Source organism: Acidovorax sp. GW458-11-26-14-TSB4 (genome assembly GCF_059423865.1).
The window spans coordinates 403,621-419,650 of record NZ_JBWKYR010000003.1 but is presented as its reverse complement, the minus strand read 5'-3'; the positions used below and the strand labels follow the sequence as shown (position 1 = coordinate 419,650).

General features: G+C 67.5%; 16 protein-coding genes. 13 read left to right on the top strand and 3 right to left on the bottom strand.

The genetic code is table 11. The annotated features are described in order from the left end of the window. The 11 genes from AC07X5_RS10580 to metC all read left to right on the top strand — a co-directional run. Positions 1-603: transposase (locus AC07X5_RS10580; RefSeq protein ID WP_494770089.1), on the top strand; the 603-nt coding region annotated here is incomplete at its 5' end. Positions 604-688: 85 nt separating this feature from the next. After that, complete coding sequence (locus AC07X5_RS10575) at positions 689-1,201, top strand: hypothetical protein (protein WP_494770088.1); 513 nt, start codon at positions 689-691, stop codon at positions 1,199-1,201. Between the two features lie 367 nt (positions 1,202-1,568). Then, positions 1,569-3,173 carry a rhodanese-like domain-containing protein gene (locus AC07X5_RS10570; RefSeq protein WP_494770087.1) on the top strand — a complete coding sequence of 535 codons (1,605 nt, stop codon included), beginning with the start codon at positions 1,569-1,571 and terminating at the stop codon, positions 3,171-3,173. A gap of 113 nt (positions 3,174-3,286) precedes the next feature. Then, positions 3,287-4,132 (top strand): transporter substrate-binding domain-containing protein, encoded by an 846-nt coding sequence (locus AC07X5_RS10565; RefSeq protein ID WP_494770086.1) that lies wholly within the window; start codon positions 3,287-3,289, stop codon positions 4,130-4,132. Positions 4,133-4,220: 88 nt separating this feature from the next. Next, complete coding sequence (locus tag AC07X5_RS10560) at positions 4,221-5,057, top strand: transporter substrate-binding domain-containing protein (protein ID WP_494770085.1); 837 nt, start codon at positions 4,221-4,223, stop codon at positions 5,055-5,057. 17 nt (positions 5,058-5,074) lie between these two features. Beyond that, the gene (locus tag AC07X5_RS10555; RefSeq protein WP_494770084.1) at positions 5,075-6,337 is read left to right on the top strand and encodes an aminotransferase class I/II-fold pyridoxal phosphate-dependent enzyme; all 1,263 of its coding nucleotides are present in this window, start codon (positions 5,075-5,077) and stop codon (positions 6,335-6,337) included. Beyond that, the gene (locus AC07X5_RS10550; RefSeq protein ID WP_494770083.1) at positions 6,334-7,083 is read left to right on the top strand and encodes an amino acid ABC transporter permease; all 750 of its coding nucleotides are present in this window, start codon (positions 6,334-6,336) and stop codon (positions 7,081-7,083) included. Before AC07X5_RS10555 ends, AC07X5_RS10550 begins: the two co-directional genes overlap by 4 nt. Then, a complete protein-coding gene (locus AC07X5_RS10545) occupies positions 7,073-7,870 on the top strand; it encodes an amino acid ABC transporter permease (RefSeq protein ID WP_494770082.1) in 798 nt (265 codons plus the stop codon). The genes AC07X5_RS10550 and AC07X5_RS10545 overlap by 11 nt, the downstream gene beginning before the upstream one ends. Beyond that, positions 7,857-8,717: an amino acid ABC transporter ATP-binding protein gene (locus AC07X5_RS10540; RefSeq protein WP_494770081.1), complete on the top strand. Its 861-nt coding sequence runs from the start codon at positions 7,857-7,859 to the stop codon at positions 8,715-8,717. The genes AC07X5_RS10545 and AC07X5_RS10540 overlap by 14 nt, the downstream gene beginning before the upstream one ends. Before the next feature lie 41 nt (positions 8,718-8,758). Next, a complete protein-coding gene (locus tag AC07X5_RS10535; RefSeq protein WP_494770080.1) occupies positions 8,759-9,406 on the top strand; it encodes a cysteine dioxygenase family protein in 648 nt (215 codons plus the stop codon). Further along, a complete protein-coding gene (gene metC, locus AC07X5_RS10530; protein ID WP_494770079.1) occupies positions 9,403-10,599 on the top strand; it encodes a cystathionine beta-lyase in 1,197 nt (398 codons plus the stop codon). The genes AC07X5_RS10535 and metC overlap by 4 nt, the downstream gene beginning before the upstream one ends. 9 nt (positions 10,600-10,608) lie before the next feature. Here the strand turns inward: metC and AC07X5_RS10525 are convergent, their stop codons facing one another. After that, positions 10,609-11,934 (bottom strand): LLM class flavin-dependent oxidoreductase, encoded by a 1,326-nt coding sequence (locus AC07X5_RS10525; protein ID WP_494770078.1) that lies wholly within the window; start codon positions 11,932-11,934, stop codon positions 10,609-10,611. A gap of 134 nt (positions 11,935-12,068) precedes the next feature. After that, a complete protein-coding gene (locus AC07X5_RS10520; protein WP_494770077.1) occupies positions 12,069-12,413 on the bottom strand; it encodes a DUF3088 domain-containing protein in 345 nt (114 codons plus the stop codon). Between the two features lie 352 nt (positions 12,414-12,765). Between AC07X5_RS10520 and mgrA the strand changes: the two genes are divergently transcribed. Next, on the top strand, positions 12,766-13,806 hold the full coding sequence (gene mgrA, locus AC07X5_RS10515; protein ID WP_494770076.1) for an L-glyceraldehyde 3-phosphate reductase: 1,041 nt from the start codon (positions 12,766-12,768) through the stop codon (positions 13,804-13,806). A 37-nt stretch (positions 13,807-13,843) separates the two neighbouring features. On the opposite strand, the gene AC07X5_RS10510 is transcribed toward mgrA, so the two are convergent. Beyond that, a complete protein-coding gene (locus AC07X5_RS10510) occupies positions 13,844-14,923 on the bottom strand; it encodes an isopenicillin N synthase family dioxygenase (protein WP_494770075.1) in 1,080 nt (359 codons plus the stop codon). 231 nt (positions 14,924-15,154) lie between these two features. On the opposite strand from AC07X5_RS10510, the gene AC07X5_RS10505 reads away from it, so the two are divergent. Further along, a complete protein-coding gene (locus tag AC07X5_RS10505) occupies positions 15,155-15,964 on the top strand; it encodes a MetQ/NlpA family ABC transporter substrate-binding protein (RefSeq protein WP_494770074.1) in 810 nt (269 codons plus the stop codon). Positions 15,965-16,030: the final 66 nt, after the last annotated feature.

The following is a 16,030-nucleotide window of genomic DNA, read 5'->3' as shown; positions in this document are numbered from 1 at the left end:
CTGGTGCCGGCACCACGCCAGCACATCAGCAAGGAAGACAAGGAGCGCCTGGCGCAAGGCCAAGAGCCCGGCTGGAGTGAAGCCAAGCGCAGGCAAAAGGACCTGGATGCCACGCACACCAAGAAACACGGCAAGAGCCACTTTGGCTACAAGCTCAGCGTGAGCGTAGATCTCAAACACGGCTTCATCCGCAAGATCGCAACAGGCAAGGCCAGCGAGCACGATGGCCACCACTTCGAAGAGGTGCTGGACGAGCACAACACGGGCCGGGACGTGTACGCCGACAAGGCCTACCCCTCAAGGCGCAGACAGGAGATGCTCAAGGTGCTTGGATGGCGCGATGGCATGCAACGCAGGGCGGCCAAAGATAAACCCCTGAGCGAATGCCAAAAGCAGCGCAATCGCAAGATTGCCAGCAAGCGGGCCAAGGTGGAACACGTGTTCGCTGGCATCCGGCACCTGGGCGGCAAGTTCATCCGCACCATAGGACAGGCGCGGGCGGATGTGGCGATGACGCTGATGGCAGCCTGCTACAACATCAAGCGGATGGCGAAGTTCATGCACCGGGGCGTGGATCCATTCTACAAGAGCGCCACAGCATAAGCCCCAGGCCCCGAAAGGTGGTGAATAAGGCGCCAGGATCCCCGCGCAGGGCGATCAATGCGGCCCCGGGCTACCTGCATCAACCATGTTGCTGGGCTTGCAGCGCGCGAAAGCACGGCTGGGTCAGGCTGTGTCCGAGCTGGAAGTGGTGTTTGCTCGGCTTTTAGCGGGAAACCTGGGTATTGAGAGGTTCCCCATAATCTCCTTGCGCAGGGAGCAGAACTCCACGTTGCTCATGGCATCCGTCATTCTCTGGGCGCTAGGCCTCTCGCTGGTGTGGTATTCCGGGACGATCTCGACCGCGCTTGCAGCACTGCTGATTGCGGGCGTGCTGTTTGCCCTGACCCGCTCCACTTTCGACGGGGTGCTTCTTCGCACATCCAGTGCATCGGACTATCCGAAGTTCAAATCGCGAGCCCAGGCGGGCGCCAGTGCCTTTTCGGTGGGCTGGATCCTGCTGGCTATCTTCCTGCCCCCGCTCCAGATCGGCTTCGCATTCCTGATCTTCGCGGGGCTAGTCATGGTCGGCGCACTGCTATTTCTCTTCTCGAGCCTACACTCGGCACAGGCATTGCCGAAGAGCAGTTCACCGAGCTGAAGCCTGCCGTTGCATGGAAGCCTCAGTAGCATCATTGGTGCAGGATTCAGCGGGATCTCGACTGCGGCGTAACTGCTTGCAGCGGACCTGCGACATCCGATTTCTCTGGTCGTCATCGACAGCGAGGAAAACTTCGCGAGAGGCATGGCCTATCGACGCAACGGCGCGAACTGGCTGATGAATGCGCCTAAAAGAGACTTCATCCGCGTCCACCGAGCGTAGATATCCGCGCTGCAACAACAGAAAACAACTTTGCATATTCAAATAGATTCTGAGCTCTTGGGCAAAGTGGCTTTATGGTCTTCGCCTGCTTTCCTACTCTCTTCCCGTTGACCGACCTCCAGTTGGCCGGATATCGGCTGCCACCATGCCTCATTTCTTGTTGATCTCTCCAAAGACCCTCCAAACATGGCTGCTCGATGGTCAAGAAATCGCCCTGCTAGATGTCCGTGAAGCGGGCCAGTTCGGCGAAGGCCACCCCTTTTTCGCGATTCCCGCGCCCTACAGCCGTCTTGAGATCGACATAGGCCATCTGGTCCCTCGCCCGGACACGCGCGTGGTGCTGGTGGACGCAGGCGATGGTGTGGCCGACAAGGCTGCTCGCCGGCTAGCCACTCTAGGGTATGGCCAAGTGCATGTCCTTGAAGGCGGTACGCCCGCATGGGAGCAGGCCGGCTTTACGCTGTTCAAGGGCGTGAACCTGCCCTCCAAAACCTTTGGCGAGTTGGTGGAGCACGCCTTCGACACCCCCCACATCAGCGCTCGGCAACTGCAGGCCCGCCTGGATGCGAACGAACCCCTGGTGCTGCTCGATGGCCGCACGGCGCAAGAGCACCAGAAGATGGCCATTCCGGGCGCGGTCTCGGTCCCCAATGGCGAACTGGCCCTGCGCTGGCGCAGCCTGGTGCCGGATGCCGCCACGCCCATCGTGATCCACTGCGCCGGCCGCACGCGCAGCATCATCGGCGCGCAAATCCTGCGCAGCCTGGGCGTACCCAACCCCGTGCTTGCGCTGGAGAACGGTACCCAGGGCTGGGCCCTGGCCGGGCTCACGCTGGAGCACGGCAGCACCCGCAGCGGCGTGAAGCAGCCCTTGGCAGCGCATGCCGGCGACCAGGCAGCCGCCCGTCGTCTGGCGCAGGAGGCGGGCGTGTACCTGCTCAGCGCGCCACAGGCCCAGGCATGGCTCGACGAAAGCGCACGTACCACCTATGTGCTGGACGTGCGCACAGCCGAGGAGTTTGCGAAAGGCACGCTGGTCGGCGCGCGCCACGCACCAGGCGGCCAGTTGCTGCAGGCCACCGACCAGACCATCGGCGTGCGCGGCGGCCGTGCGCTGCTGCTGGACGATGATGGTGTGCGCGCCCCGGTCGTGGCCGCCTGGCTGGCACGGCTGGGCCACGAGACCGGCGTGGTGGAGGGCGGCATCAGCGCAGCTCTGCGTGTGCCGGCCCCGGTGCAGCACCTGGCCGCTCTTCCTTCCGTACCCGAGGTTTCCGCAGAACAACTGGCGCAATGGGTGGCGCGGCAGCAGCCCGTGCTGCTGGACCTGCAGGCCTCGCTGACGCACCGCCGGCAGCACCCTGCGGGCGCCCGCTGGGCGGTGCGGCCTCGCATCGTTGCTGCGGCGCAGGCGGCCGCTGCTTCGGCAGAGACCCCGGTTCTGCTGCTCGCGCCCGATGTTGCCACGGCCCAGCTGGCTGCGGTTGATCTGGTCGAAGCGGGTTGGCGCCATATCCACTGGACCTCTCATGCCCATTGGTCTGCTGCGGGTCTGGCCCATGAGGCGTCGCCTCTGAGCCCTGGCGATGCCGAGGCCATCGATTACCTTTTTTTCGTGCACGACCGCCACGACGGCAACCTCGACGCGGCGCGGCGCTACCTTGAGTGGGAAACCGGCCTCATCGCCCAATGCTCACCCGAAGAGCTGGGCGCCTTCCGCCTGCCACAGCGGGAGCCAGTGCACGCCTGAACCCAAGGAGCGGAGAAAGCACGCGCAACGAAATCCAGATATGGATATCTGGAAACATTTGTTTTCTTAAGACATGCAGAACGGCACCATGCGGGTTTTCCTGTAGTTACCCCATGCCGCTCCGCCTCCCCCGCCCTTCCCTCCTCGCATCCACCCTCGCCGCGGCATCCCTGCTGGCCTTGGCCAGCCCGGCCGCGCATGCCGATGCCACGCTCGACAAGATCAAGCAGCGCGGCAAGGTCACCATCGGGGTGCTAATCAACGGCGGGCCCTTTGGCTCCATCGACCCGGCCAACCAGCAACTGGTGGGCTGGAACCCGGAGCTGGCGCGCGCGCTGGCCAAGGGCCTGGGGGTAGAAGCCGACCTGGTGCAGGTGCAGACGGCCACGCGCGTGCAGTTCCTGCAGGGCGGCAAGGTGGACCTGCTGATCGCATCCATGGAGCTCACCCCCGAGCGCGCGGAGATCCTGGGCTACGCGCCCACGCCGTTCTACCGCGTGGGTGGCACGGCGGCCACGCTCAAGAACACTGGTATCACTCGCTGGGAAGACCTGCGCGGCAAGCCGGTTTGCCTGTCGCAGGGCAGCAGCTATGCCAAGCCCCTCACGGCCGAGTTTGGCGCGCAGGTGCAGGGCTTCAAGAGCTCGTCCGAATCGCTGCTGGCGCTCAAGGGCGGTAACTGCGTGGCGGCTGTGCACGACGCCACGCTGATCCACCCCCTGCTGCGTACCAACCCTGAATGGAGCGGGCACACCGCGCCGATCACGGCAGAGCTGCTGCCGGCCCCGTCGGTGGTGTGGACCCGCAAGGGCGAGGCAGACACAATCGCGGCCGTGGACAAGGTGGTGCGCGACTGGCACCGCAGCGGCTGGCTCATCGCCACCGAAAAGCGCTTGGGCATCGAGCCTGCGCAGCCCCTGCTGCCGGAACTGCAGGCCAAGTTCAAACAGGGCTCCTGAACCGCCCGCCGACTTGATCCTCCCCCGCGCCGGGCCCCGCCGCCCGCAGGGGCTGCTGCCTTTGTGCACCAACCCACCTGAACCACCCATGAAACCATTGCACCGCCTGTTCGCCCAGGCCAGCGCCGCCCTGCCCTTTGTGCTTGTACTGGCAGCACCCGCCCATGCCGACGCCACGCTCGACCGCATCAAGCAGCGCGGCAAGATTGTGGTGGGCGTCATCCTCTCGGGCCCGCCGTTCGGCACCATCGACCCTGCGACGCAAAAGCACATCGGCTACAACGTGGAGTTGTCCGAGGGCGTGGCCAAGGGCCTGAACGTGGCGGTGGAAACGGTGCAGGTCCAGCCCTCCAACCGGGTGCAGTTCCTGCAGCAGGGCAAGGTCGACATCCTGATCGCCAACATGCAGTGGACCCAGGAGCGCAGTGAGATCCTCGATTTCGTACCCACGCCATTCGAGGAAGTCGGCGGTGCCGGCATCGCCCGCAAGGGCAGCGGCATCACCCGCTGGGAGGACGTGAAGGGCAAGCCCGTGTGCGTGTCGCAGGGCAGCAACTTCACCAAGCCGCTGGCCGACCAGTACGGCGCTCAGATCAAGGCCTTCCGTGGCCAGCCCGAATCGCTGCTGGCGCTGCGCGGCGGTAACTGTGCCGTGGCCGTGCACGTGAGTCCCACGCTGCGCGACCTGGTGGCCGACAACGCCGACTGGAAGGACTACGAGATCGTCTCGCCCTCGGACCTGATTCCCTCGCCTTCGGTGATCTGGGTGCGCAAGGGCGAGGCCGACACCCAGGCGGCGCTGGACAAGATCGTGCAGAACTGGCACCGCACGAGCTGGCTGATCGAGGTGGAAAAGAAGAACGGCATGACGCCCACACCCCTGCTGCACCAGTTGCACCAGAAGTTCAAGAAAGTGCCCGCCTGATCGGTGTCTCGCCTGCCATGACCCAAGACACCTCCGCCCCCACCTCCCTGCGCCTGTCGCAACGTGCCCAGCGCGTGCGCCTTTCGGCCGTCGCCGCTGCCAGTGCCCGTGCCACGGCGCTACGGACCAAGGGGCGCGATATCGTCACGCTGACCTCGGGCGAGCCCGATTTCGACACGCCGGACTTCATCAAGCAGGCGGCGACAGCCGCGCTGGCCTGTGGCGAGACCAAGTACACCGCCACGTCCGGTACCCCGGCCCTGCGCCAGGCCATCAGCGCCAAGTACGCCCGCGAGAACGCGCTGTTCTACCCGCCCTCGCAAATCATCGTCTCCAACGGCGGCAAGCAGGTGCTGTACGACGCCTTCGCCGCCACGCTCGATGCGGGCGACGAGGTGCTGCTGCCCGCGCCGTACTGGACCTCGTTCCCGGACATGGTGCGCGTGAACGATGGCACGCCGGTGTTCGTGCCCTGCACCGAGGCCACGGGCTTCAAGCTCACGGCGGCGGCACTCGAGGCCCACATCACGCCGCGCACGCGCTGGCTGGTGCTCAACACCCCCTCCAACCCCACCGGCGCGGTGTACAGCGCTGCCGAGCTGGCGGCCCTGGCCGGGGTGCTGCAGCGACACCCTGCGGTCTGGGTGCTGGTCGACGAGATCTACGAGCACATCTGTTTCGGCACCCAGCCGCCCGCGCACCTGCTCGGTGTGGCGCCGGACCTCAAGGAGCGCACGCTGCTGGTCAACGGCGCCTCCAAGACCTATGCCATGACCGGCTGGCGCGTGGGCTGGGGCGCTGGGCCGCAGGCGTTGGTGCAGGCGATGACGGTGATCCAGTCGCAGGTGTCCTCTGGCGCCAATGCCATCGGCCAGGCGGCCTTGGCGGCGGCACTGACTTCGCCCGACCAGTCCTTCGTGGCCCAGGCGCGCGACACCTATGCGCGCCGCGCGGCCTTTGTGGTGCAAGCATTCAACGCCATCGAGGGGCTGTCGCTTCTAGCGCCAGAGGGGGCCTTCTTCGCCTACGTGAGCTGTGCCGGGGTGCTGGGCCGCCTGCGGCCGGATGGCCGGCCCATTGCTTCGGACACCGATTTCGTCGAATGGCTGCTCGAATCCGAAGGCGTGGCCGTGGTGGATGGGCCGGCCTACGGGCTCTCGCCCTACTTTCGCATTTCCATCGCCGCCAGCGATGCTGCCCTGGCCGAGGCCGCACGGCGTATCTCCCGCGCGGTGGGTGCCTTGCGCCCTCCCGCGACGGCAGAGTTGGCCATGGCATGAGCAGCGCCGAATGGCTGGCCCAGGGCGTGGCCGCGCTCAAGGGCATAGGCCTCAACTATGCGTTCGTGCTCGATGCGGGTGAGCGCCAGGCCTTCCTCCGTGGCCTGGGCGTCACGCTGCAGCTGTGCCTGCTCACCATTCCGTGCAGCCTGGCGGCAGGCGTCGTGCTGGCGGCCCTGCTTACCTCGGGCCGCACCTGGCTGGCATTGCCGGCGCGGGCCTTCGTGGAGGTCACGCGCAACACGCCCACGCTGGTGCAGCTGTACTGCGCCTTTCTGGTGCTCAACATGCTCATCAGCCAGCAGCTCAAGGGCACGGGCCTGGGCAATCCGCTCACGCCGCTGGTGTGGGTGGTGATCGTGGTGTCGCTGCACAAGGGGGTGTTCCATGCGGAGGCGCTGCGCGCCGGCATCGAGGCGGTGCCACGCGTGACGCTGGAGGCCGCGCGCTCGCTGGGCTTTTCGCGCCAGCAGCTGCTGGCCCGGGTGCAGCTGCCGCTGGCCCTGCGCTTCGCGCTGCCCTCGCTGGTCAACAACCTGGTGGACCTGGTGAAGATGACTGCCGTGGCCTCGGCCATCGCGGTGGGCGACGTGACCTACGAGTCCATCATGATCTGGACGCACCGCGATAACGTGCTCGAGCTGCTGCTCTTGATCCTGCTGTATTTCGGCCTGCTGACCTGGCTGGTGAGCCGCGCCGGCCGCTGGCTCGAACACCGACTGAGGATGCCCGGCTATGGCCAATGAACTCGCTCTGCGCCGCCCGGTGCCGCTGGCACTGGTGCGCAACCCATGGTTGATAGGCGCCGCCGCCTTGCTGGCCCTGCTGACATTCTGGAGCGCCACGGGCACCACGCCCACGGCCCTCGTGCACCTGTGGAAGTGGTCCCCCGCCCTCCTGCGCGGGCTGCTGGTGAACATCGAGATCAGCGTGCTGGCGGTGGCGCTGGGCACGGCCTTGGGGCTGGTGCTCGGGGCCCTGGCGCTCTCGCCCATCGGTGCGGTGCGTACAGTGGTGCGCTGCTATGTGCAGGTCTTTCGCAATGCGCCGGTGCTGGTGTTGGTGTACTTCACCACCTATGTGTTCCCGTTCGAGCTGTACCTGGTGTCCTGGACCCTGCCGTTTCCCGACTGGATCAAGGTGGTGCTGGGCCTGGCCCTGCCCACCAGCGCCAACGTGGCCGAGATCTTCCGCGGTGCGATCCAGTCCATCCCAAGCACGCAGTGGGAGGCGGCCCAGTCGCTGGCATTCCGCCGACGCGATATCTTCCGGCTCATCGTGCTGCCCCAGTGCCTGCGGCGCATGCTGCCGCCCTGGATGAACCTGTACGCCAGCATCACCATGAGCACCTCGCTGGCCTCACTGGTGGGCGTGCATGACGTGGTGGACACGGCGCAGATCGCCAGCAACACCGTGGCCCGCACCGATTTCACCATCCTCGTGTACTTCACGCTGCTGGCCCTCTTCTTCGCCTATTGCTACCCCATTGCCCGCGCCACGCGCGCGCTGGAGCAACGCCATGACCACCATTGACACCACCGTCACCTCCACCCCGAACGCGGGCACGCCGCTGGTGCAGCTGAGCGACGTGCACCTGTCCTTCGGCAGCAACCAGGTGCTGCAGGGCATCGACGTGCAGGTGCGCAGGGGCGAGGCCGTGTCCATCATCGGGCCCTCGGGCTCGGGCAAGTCCACCATCCTGCGCTGCATCACCGGCCTGCTGCGCCCCCAGCGCGGCACTATCGTGGTGGGTGACACGCGCGTGGACGCGCTGCGCACCGAGGCCGAGCTGATCGCGCTGCGCAAGCGCGTGGGTTTCGTGTTCCAGCAGTACAACCTGTTTCCGCACCTCACGGTGCTGGAGAACCTGGTGATCGCCCCCACCCGCGTGGTCGGCCGTGCGCGGGCCGATGCCAAGCGCACGGCGCGCGAGCTGCTCGACCGCGTGCGCCTGTCGCACAAGGAGGCCGCCTACCCGGGCGAACTGTCGGGCGGCCAGCAGCAGCGCGTGGCGATTGCCCGCGCCCTGGCCATGCAGCCCGAACTGATGCTGTTCGACGAAGTCACCTCGGCGCTCGATCCCGAGACCGTGGGCGAGGTGCTCACCGTGATCCGCGAACTGGTGCAGGGTGGCATGACCTGCGTGCTGGTGACCCACGAGATGCGCTTTGCCGAGGAGGTGAGCGATGCCGTGTACTTCACCGAAGCCGGGCGCATCGTCGAGCAGGGCCCGCCCGCACGGATCTTCGGCCAGCCCGAGAGCGAACGCACGCGCGCCTTTCTCAGCCGTACCCTGGGCGATGGCGGCCGCGCCCGGGCCACCACCCAGCACCCCACGGTGCCGGCCACGCCGTTCGGCGGGCTGCGCTTTGCCATCTGAGCCCGAACCGCATAACGTATACCTTGACCGGAGCCACCCCCATGACCACGACACCCCACACCACCCCTGATCTCGCCACCGCCACGGCCAGCCAGCGCCGCGCGGCCATCGACCAGGCCCTGGCCGACATCCGCCGCACGGTGGAGGCCGGCCCGCCCGACCGCGCCACGCTGGCCCGGGTCACCGCCCGGCTCGAGGCCCTGGCCGCGCAGGGCACGCTGTTCACGCGTGCGGACTTTCCACCACCGGCCGAGACCGAAGGGGTGGGCGCTTCTACCCGCTACCGCCTGAACGCGGCCGATGGTGACGAAGGCATCGCGCTGTACCTGAACTCCATCAACCCCGGCAAGACCACGCTACCGCACAACCACACCACCTGGGCGGTGATCGTGGCCGTGCAGGGCCAGGAGGAAAACCGCCTGTACGAGCGCACCGACGATGGCAGCAACCCCGACAAGGCCGAGATCCGCGTGGTGCGCGAGCTCACGGTCCAGCCGGGCACCTCCGTGGCCTTTTTGCCGGACGACCTGCACAGCATCCACGTGGTGGGCACCGAGCCCACGCTGCACTTCCACCTGTACGGCAAGCCGCTGGAGCACCTGTCGGGTCGCATCGGCATCGACCCGGCCACCGGCGCGGTGATCAACTACAACGCCACCCAGTTCAAGCCCAGCACGGCCGCGGCATGAAGGCGCCCACGACGACCAACGCCCTGGGCGCGGCCACCCGGCTGCTGCATGCGGGTCAGCCGGCGCTGCGCGAAGGCGCCGGCCCGGTCAACGTGCCCGTGGTGCGCACCAGCACCGTGCGCTTCGAGAGCATGGCGGCCTACCACCGCTACCACGAGCGCCGGGATGCCGGCGAGCGCGTGGCCGCCTATGGCCGCCATGGCATGGACACGCACCGTGCGCTCGAAGACGCGGTGACCGGCCTCGAAGGCGGGCACCGCGCCTTCCTCACGCCCTCGGGCCTGTCGGCCATCGCGCTGGTGCTGGTGGCCCTGCTATCGCCCGGCGAGCATGCCCTGGTGGCCGACAGCGTGTACGCCCCGCTGCGCCGCATCGACCGGCTGTTGCTGCAGCGCCTGGGGGTGGAGCTGGAGTTCTTTTCACCCTCCGAGGACGACCTGGCCGGCAGGATCCGCCCCAACACGCGCCTCGTGTACCTGGAATCCCCGAGCTCGCTGCTCTACGAGGTGCTCGACCTGCCGCGCCTAGCGGGCATTGCGCGCGAGCGCGGTCTGACGGTGGTGGCCGACAACACCTGGAGCGGCGGCTGGTTCTACCAGCCCCTGGCGCACGGCGCCCACATTTCCGTGCAGGCGGCCACCAAGTACCTGGCCGGGCATTCCGACGTGATGCAGGGCGTGGTGGTGGTGGACAGCCCTGCCCTGGCCAAGAAGGTGTCGAACGCCTACGAGGCCCTGGGCCTCACGGTGGGCGCCGACGACGCCGCCCTGACCCTGCGCGGCATGCGCACCCTGCCCGTGCGGCTGGCCCAGCACCAGCGCCACGCGACCGAGGTGGCGCAGTGGCTGCAGCAGCAGGCGGGCGTGGCGCGGGTGTTCTACCCCGCCCTGCCCGACGACCCGGGCCATGCGCTGTGGCGCCGCGACTTTCGCGGTGCCAGCGGCCTGGTGTCTTTTGCGCTGGACAGCGCCGACCCGGCGGCAGCCGACCGGGTGGTCGATGCGCTGCAGCTCTTTGGCATCGGCGCCTCCTGGGGCGGGTATGAGAGCCTGGCCATCACGGCCGCGCCCGAGCGGCTGCGTGAGCACAGCCACTGGCGCAGCGCAGCCCCGGTGGTGCGCCTGCACGTGGGCCTGGAAGACCCCGCGGACTTGATCACTGACCTGGCCCAGGCGCTGGCACGGCGCGGCTGAGCCCGGCGCTCAGTGCCGTGGGGGAATGGCCAGCCCCAGGTGCTCGCGCAGGGTGCTGCCTTCGTATGCCGTGCGGAACAGGCCGCGGCGCTGCAGGATGGGCACCACGCCATCGACAAAATCCTGCAGCCCGCCTGGCAGCACGTCGGGCATGAGGTTGAAGCCATCGGCCGCACCGGCGCGAAACCAGTGCTGGATGTCGTCCGCGATCTGATCGGGCGTGCCCACGATGACGCGGTGCCCGCCACCGCCCGCCAGCCGGCGCACCAGTTGCCGCACGGTCAGGTTCTCGCGGCGGGCCGTGGACAGCGTGGCGTGGAAGAAGGTGTGGTTGCCGTTGCCACCGGCCGGCAGGCCGACGTCGTCGGGCAGCGGCTGGTCGATGTGCAGGCGGTCGGGCGTGATGCCCAGGATGCCGGCGAGCCGCGTGAGGTTGTACTCCCAGGGAATCAGGTCCACCAGCGCGTCGCGCCGGCGCACGGCCTCGGCCTCGGTGGCGCCGACGATGGTGGTGAGCCCGGGCAGCACCTTGATGGAGCTCGCCGGCCGCCCGTTGGCCTGCACGGCGGCACGCAACTTGTTGGCGTAGCCCAGCGACTCCTCCAGCGTGGTGGACGCGGTGAACACCGCCTCGGCATGCTCGGCCGCCAGCTGGATGCCGTCGGCCGACCCGCCGGCCTGCACCAGCACCGGGTGGCCCTGGGCGCTGCGCGGCAGGGTGAGCGCGCCGTGCACGGCGAAGTGCGCGCCCCGGTGCAGGATGGGGTGGACCTTGGCCGCGTCCACGAACTGACCGGTGGCCTTGTCGGCCACGAGGGCATCGTCCTCCCAGCTGTTCCACAGCTGCTTGACCACGGTGGCGAACTCCCCGGCCCGGGCATAGCGCTGCTGGTGGTCGGGCACATCCTGGCGGCCGAAGTTGCGCGCCGAGGCCAGGTCGGCCGTGGTCACCATGTTCCAGCCCACCCTGCCTTCACTCACATGGTCGACCGAGGCGAAGCGCCGGGCGATGTTGTAGGGCTCGTTGTAGCTGGTGGAGGCGGTGGCGATCAGCCCGATGCGCGAGGTGGCGGCCGCCATGCTGGTCAGCAGGATGGTCGGCTCGATCGCGGTGATGGGACGCAGGTGGATCTGGTCGGCAATGGCCGCGTTGTCGGCCAGGAAGACCGCATCGAACTTCGCGCCCTCTGCGATCTGCGCCACCCGGGTGTAGTGCTTCGCGTCGATGAAGGCGCGCGGATCACTGTCGGGCAACCGCCAGGCCGACGGCAGGAAGCCCGAGTGCAGGATGTTGACGTTCAGGTGCAGTTGGCGCGGTGGGATGGCAGTCGTCATGGAATGTCTTGTGGGCAGAAGTGACCGCTCCTGCGGATTTGCATTCAGCCGGATAGCCAGGCGGGGAGCCGCAGACAGTGCTGTAGCACGGCAAGGCTCCCCAACGACGCTGGCAGGTTGAAGGCAGATTCGTATCAATGAACTTTGGGATAGCCGTGGCGCTCGGCCAGCAGCTCCAGGATGCGCTTGGCATCGTTCACGAAGCGGACCGCGCCGATCGCCTTGGCATCCTCGGGCACGGGGTGCTCGTCGCCCAGGATCAGCGCGGGCAGGCTCTGGTGCTCGGCGTCCAGCGCGGCGATGACCACGGGACGGGGGCGCGGGTACGGCAGTCGCTCGATGTCAAGGCGCGCGGCCAGCTCGGGGTTGCCGGCCAGCAGGCCCTCGATCCCGATGCAGTGCGGACAGACGAAGCGCTCGCCCGGATGGCGGGCATCCTCGAACCCGGGTTGCAAAAGCAGAAGGCGGTCGCGGCTCATGGAGGTGTCTTTCTTTCGTCGGTGGAAATGGCCAGCGTGCGGTCCCAGGCCCGGGCAGCGCTGCGCCGCCGCGCCAGGGGCGGCCATTCAGTTCAGGGGGGTATATCACGCAGAACGGATACGCAGGGATTTGCGCCCCACCAATATAGCCAGGCGCTGCCTCCAAAGGGCACTGAATATGTCATATGGATATTTCTGAATACCTCATATGGATATAACCAATCCAACGGACGGCCCCCGTTATTCGCCAAATCCCCGGCTAGTGCAGATACCATCGCCCGAGGCCCGTGGCGCCCATTAATGCCGCACACCGTTTTTCGTTGCTTATTTTCAAATTCGGGGACATTCACGCATGACCTATACCGCATCGCCCTCCCGCTACGAAGGCGCGGCCTACCGCCGCGTGGGCCGCAGCGGCCTGGTGTTGCCCGCCCTGTCGCTGGGCCTGTGGCACAACTTCGGCGACAGCACGCCGATCGACACGCAGCGCAAGCTGCTGCGCACCGCGTTCGACCATGGCATCAACCATTTCGACCTGGCCAACAACTACGGCCCGCCCTACGGCAGCGCCGAAATCAACTTTGGTCGCCTGCTCAAGGAAGACTTCCGCCCCTACCGCGACGAGCTGATCATCTCGTCCAAGGCCGGCTGGGACATGTGGCCCGGCCCCTATGGCAAGGGCGGCGGCTCGCGCAAGTACGTTCTCGCCAGCCTGGACCAGAGCCTGCAGCGCCTGGGCCTGGACTATGTGGACATCTTCTACTCGCACCGCTACGACCCCGACACCCCGCTGGAGGAAACCGCCGCCGCACTGGCCCAGGCCGTGCAGCAGGGCAAGGCGCTGTACATCGGCATCTCGTCGTACTCGGCGCGCAAGAGCCGCGAGATCGCTGCGCTGCTGGCGCAGTGGAAGGTGCCCCTGCTGATCCACCAGCCGGCCTACAACCTGTTCAACCGCTGGATCGAGAAGGACCTGCTCGACGCCACGCAGGAGATCGGCGCCGGCGTCATCGCCTTCACCCCACTGGCCCAGGGCCTGCTGACCGACAAGTACCTGGCCGGCACGCCGGCCGATGCGCGGGTGAACCGCCCCGGCGGCGGCTCGCTGCGCGCCGAGCACCTGTCCGAGGCCAACATCGAGCGCGCCCGTGCGCTCGACAGGATCGCAAAGCGGCGCGGCCAGAGCCTGGCCCAGCTCGCGCTGGCCTGGACACTGCGCGACCCGCGCGTGAGCTCGGCCCTGATCGGTGCCAGCCAGCCCGAGCAGATCTTGCACAACCTCGCGGCGCTGCAGAACCTGTCGTTCACCGCCGAGGAACTCGCCGAGATCGACCAGCACGCGGTCGAAGGCGGGATCAACCTCTGGGAAAAGCCCTCGACGGAATACGCCTGAGGAGCGCTGGCGCAGCACCTGCGGGTGCTGCCCTGCTTCAAGCGTAGGCGCCTGCCGGGGCGCCTTTTTCCATTCCCTCCGCCTCTAGCACATCGGCGTAGTGGCGCTCGGCCACGTCGGGGTGCGAGCGCAGCCGCCCCTTGAGCAGGTTGCGGCCCGTGTGGGCGATCAGCGGGTTGCGCGGATCCCGGTCCACACCCCGTGCGCGGGCCGCCAGTTCGGGCGGCAGGGGCAGCGCCGGCAGCTCCGCATCGAGCTGCGGGCTCAGGAAGAAGGCGATGGAAAACCGCTCGCGGCTTTGCGGCGGGCTGACCACGCGGTGGATGTTGGCGCGCAGGTAGCCGCTGGACTGCACCTCCAGCACCTCGCCGAGGTTGATGACCAACGTGCCCTCGATGGGCGGCACGTCGATCCATGCCTCGCCGGGCACGCTGCGGTCCAGCACCTGCAGGCCGGCCTCGCGGTGCTGCAGCAGCAGGGTGAGGCAGCCCGAATCCTTGTGCGCACCCACGCCCTGCTGCGATACATCGGCCCCGCGGCCCGGGTAGCGGATCAGCTTGACATGCTGGATGGGCGCACTCGCAAAGGCCGCATCGAAACGCTCCTGCGGCTGGCCCAGCGCCAGGGCCAGGGCCTGCAGCAGTTGGCGGCCTGCCACGGTCAGCGTCTGCTGCCAGTCCACCACCGCAGTGCGCAGGCCGGGCAGTTCGGCCGGCCACTGGTTGAGGCCCTGAAGCCGGGTCCAGGCCGGCACGCCGGGCCCCTGGGGAATGGCGGCGTACTCGGCGCCGATGTCGATCTGCTCGCGCCAGTCCTGCGCGCCGCGCGTGATCTCCAGGCCCGGCCCGGTGTAGCCGCGGAAATGCGGCGAGTTCACCATCTGCAGCGCCTGCTTGCGCTCGGCCGGCAGGTCGAAGAATGCCTGGGTCGCCGCGAACAGCGCCTCCTCCTGCCCGGGGGCAGCGCCATGGCCGCGCAGATAGAAGAAGCCGACCCCATGGGCCACCTCGCGCAGGGTGTGCACGAAGCGCTCGCGCTGCAGCGCATCGCCCTCGGTGAATTCACGCAGATCGAGGACAGGCAGGGTCGGGGCAGGCAAGGCAGTGGTGGCGGTCATGGAACAGGCAGGCGCTAAGCCATCGGGTCGGGAGCGCATTGTCCGCAGCGCCTCCCGCAGGGCCAACGAAGTTTTTCGCCCAAGCACATGCAAAAAGCATCGCTGAGCGCCCTGCCAGGCGCTTGCTTGGCAATGGCATTTGCTTACTCGAAAAGCTTCGCAGCCGGGGGCCTGATTGCTGCCTAGACTCCGCCTCCTTAGAACCTATTCATTGATTTTCTGGTCATCCATATGCAAAAACGCTCTGTACTCCGCACCCTTGCCGCCACCGCCCTGCTTGCCACCACTGCTGCCGGATGGGCGCAGACCAGCCAGACCCTGCGCGTGGGCGTGCGCGGCGGGGTGGACGAAGAGATCTGGGAGGTCGTCACCCAGGTGGCCAAGAAGAACGGCCTGGCCGTCAAGCCCGTGGTGATCACCGGCACGGCCAGCCCGAACGAGGCGCTCAACAACGGCGACCTCGAAGCCAATTCCTTCCAGCACAACCCCTTCCTGCGCGACCAGATCCAGCAGCGCGGCTACAAGCTGGCGGCCGTGGGCGACACCTACATCTCGCCGATCGCGTTCTACTCCAAGAAGGTCAAGGCCTTCAAGGATCTGCCCGATGGCGCGCGCCTGGGCATCCCCAACGACCCGAGCAACCAGACGCGCGCGCTCGTGGTGCTGCGCGACCAGGGTGTGCTCACCCTGCGCGACGGCTTCAACCCGGCCGCCGGCACGGCCACGCTGGCCGACGTCACGGGCTACAAGAAGAAGGTGCAGCTCGTGGAAGCCGCCTCGGTGGTGCTGGCCCGCTCGCTCGACGACCTCGACGCCTCGGCCATCGTGAACACCTTTGCCTACCAGGCCGGCCTGATCGCCACGCGCGACGGCATCGCCGTGGAAAAGCGCGAGAACAACCCCTACGTGAACATCCTCGTGGTGCGCGAGCAGGACAAGGGCAAGCCCTGGGTGGCGCCGCTGGTCAAGTCCTACCAGTCGGAGGAAGTGCGCCAGTTCATCCTCAAGAAGTTCGACGGCTCGGTCATCCCCGCGTTCTGACGCGCCCCGGTTCTTCCGCCGATTGTCTGCAGGGCGCCGAAACGGGCGCCCCGCCCTGCCCTTTCC

Excerpts from the sequence above, each read along its gene's own strand:
- AC07X5_RS10575 (WP_494770088.1), top strand. The coding sequence starts at position 689 with ATGTTGCTGGGCTTGCAGCGCGCGAAAGCACGGCTGGGTCAGGCTGTG.
- AC07X5_RS10570 (WP_494770087.1), top strand. The coding sequence starts at position 1,569 with ATGCCTCATTTCTTGTTGATCTCTCCAAAGACCCTCCAAACATGGCTG.
- AC07X5_RS10565 (WP_494770086.1), top strand. The coding sequence starts at position 3,287 with ATGCCGCTCCGCCTCCCCCGCCCTTCCCTCCTCGCATCCACCCTCGCC.
- AC07X5_RS10560 (WP_494770085.1), top strand. The coding sequence starts at position 4,221 with ATGAAACCATTGCACCGCCTGTTCGCCCAGGCCAGCGCCGCCCTGCCC.
- AC07X5_RS10555 (WP_494770084.1), top strand. The coding sequence starts at position 5,075 with ATGACCCAAGACACCTCCGCCCCCACCTCCCTGCGCCTGTCGCAACGT.
- AC07X5_RS10550 (WP_494770083.1), top strand. The coding sequence starts at position 6,334 with ATGAGCAGCGCCGAATGGCTGGCCCAGGGCGTGGCCGCGCTCAAGGGC.
- AC07X5_RS10545 (WP_494770082.1), top strand. The coding sequence starts at position 7,073 with ATGGCCAATGAACTCGCTCTGCGCCGCCCGGTGCCGCTGGCACTGGTG.
- AC07X5_RS10540 (WP_494770081.1), top strand. The coding sequence starts at position 7,857 with ATGACCACCATTGACACCACCGTCACCTCCACCCCGAACGCGGGCACG.
- AC07X5_RS10535 (WP_494770080.1), top strand. The coding sequence starts at position 8,759 with ATGACCACGACACCCCACACCACCCCTGATCTCGCCACCGCCACGGCC.
- metC (WP_494770079.1), top strand. The coding sequence starts at position 9,403 with ATGAAGGCGCCCACGACGACCAACGCCCTGGGCGCGGCCACCCGGCTG.
- AC07X5_RS10525 (WP_494770078.1), bottom strand. The coding sequence starts at position 11,934 with ATGACGACTGCCATCCCACCGCGCCAACTGCACCTGAACGTCAACATC.
- AC07X5_RS10520 (WP_494770077.1), bottom strand. The coding sequence starts at position 12,413 with ATGAGCCGCGACCGCCTTCTGCTTTTGCAACCCGGGTTCGAGGATGCC.
- mgrA (WP_494770076.1), top strand. The coding sequence starts at position 12,766 with ATGACCTATACCGCATCGCCCTCCCGCTACGAAGGCGCGGCCTACCGC.
- AC07X5_RS10510 (WP_494770075.1), bottom strand. The coding sequence starts at position 14,923 with ATGACCGCCACCACTGCCTTGCCTGCCCCGACCCTGCCTGTCCTCGAT.
- AC07X5_RS10505 (WP_494770074.1), top strand. The coding sequence starts at position 15,155 with ATGCAAAAACGCTCTGTACTCCGCACCCTTGCCGCCACCGCCCTGCTT.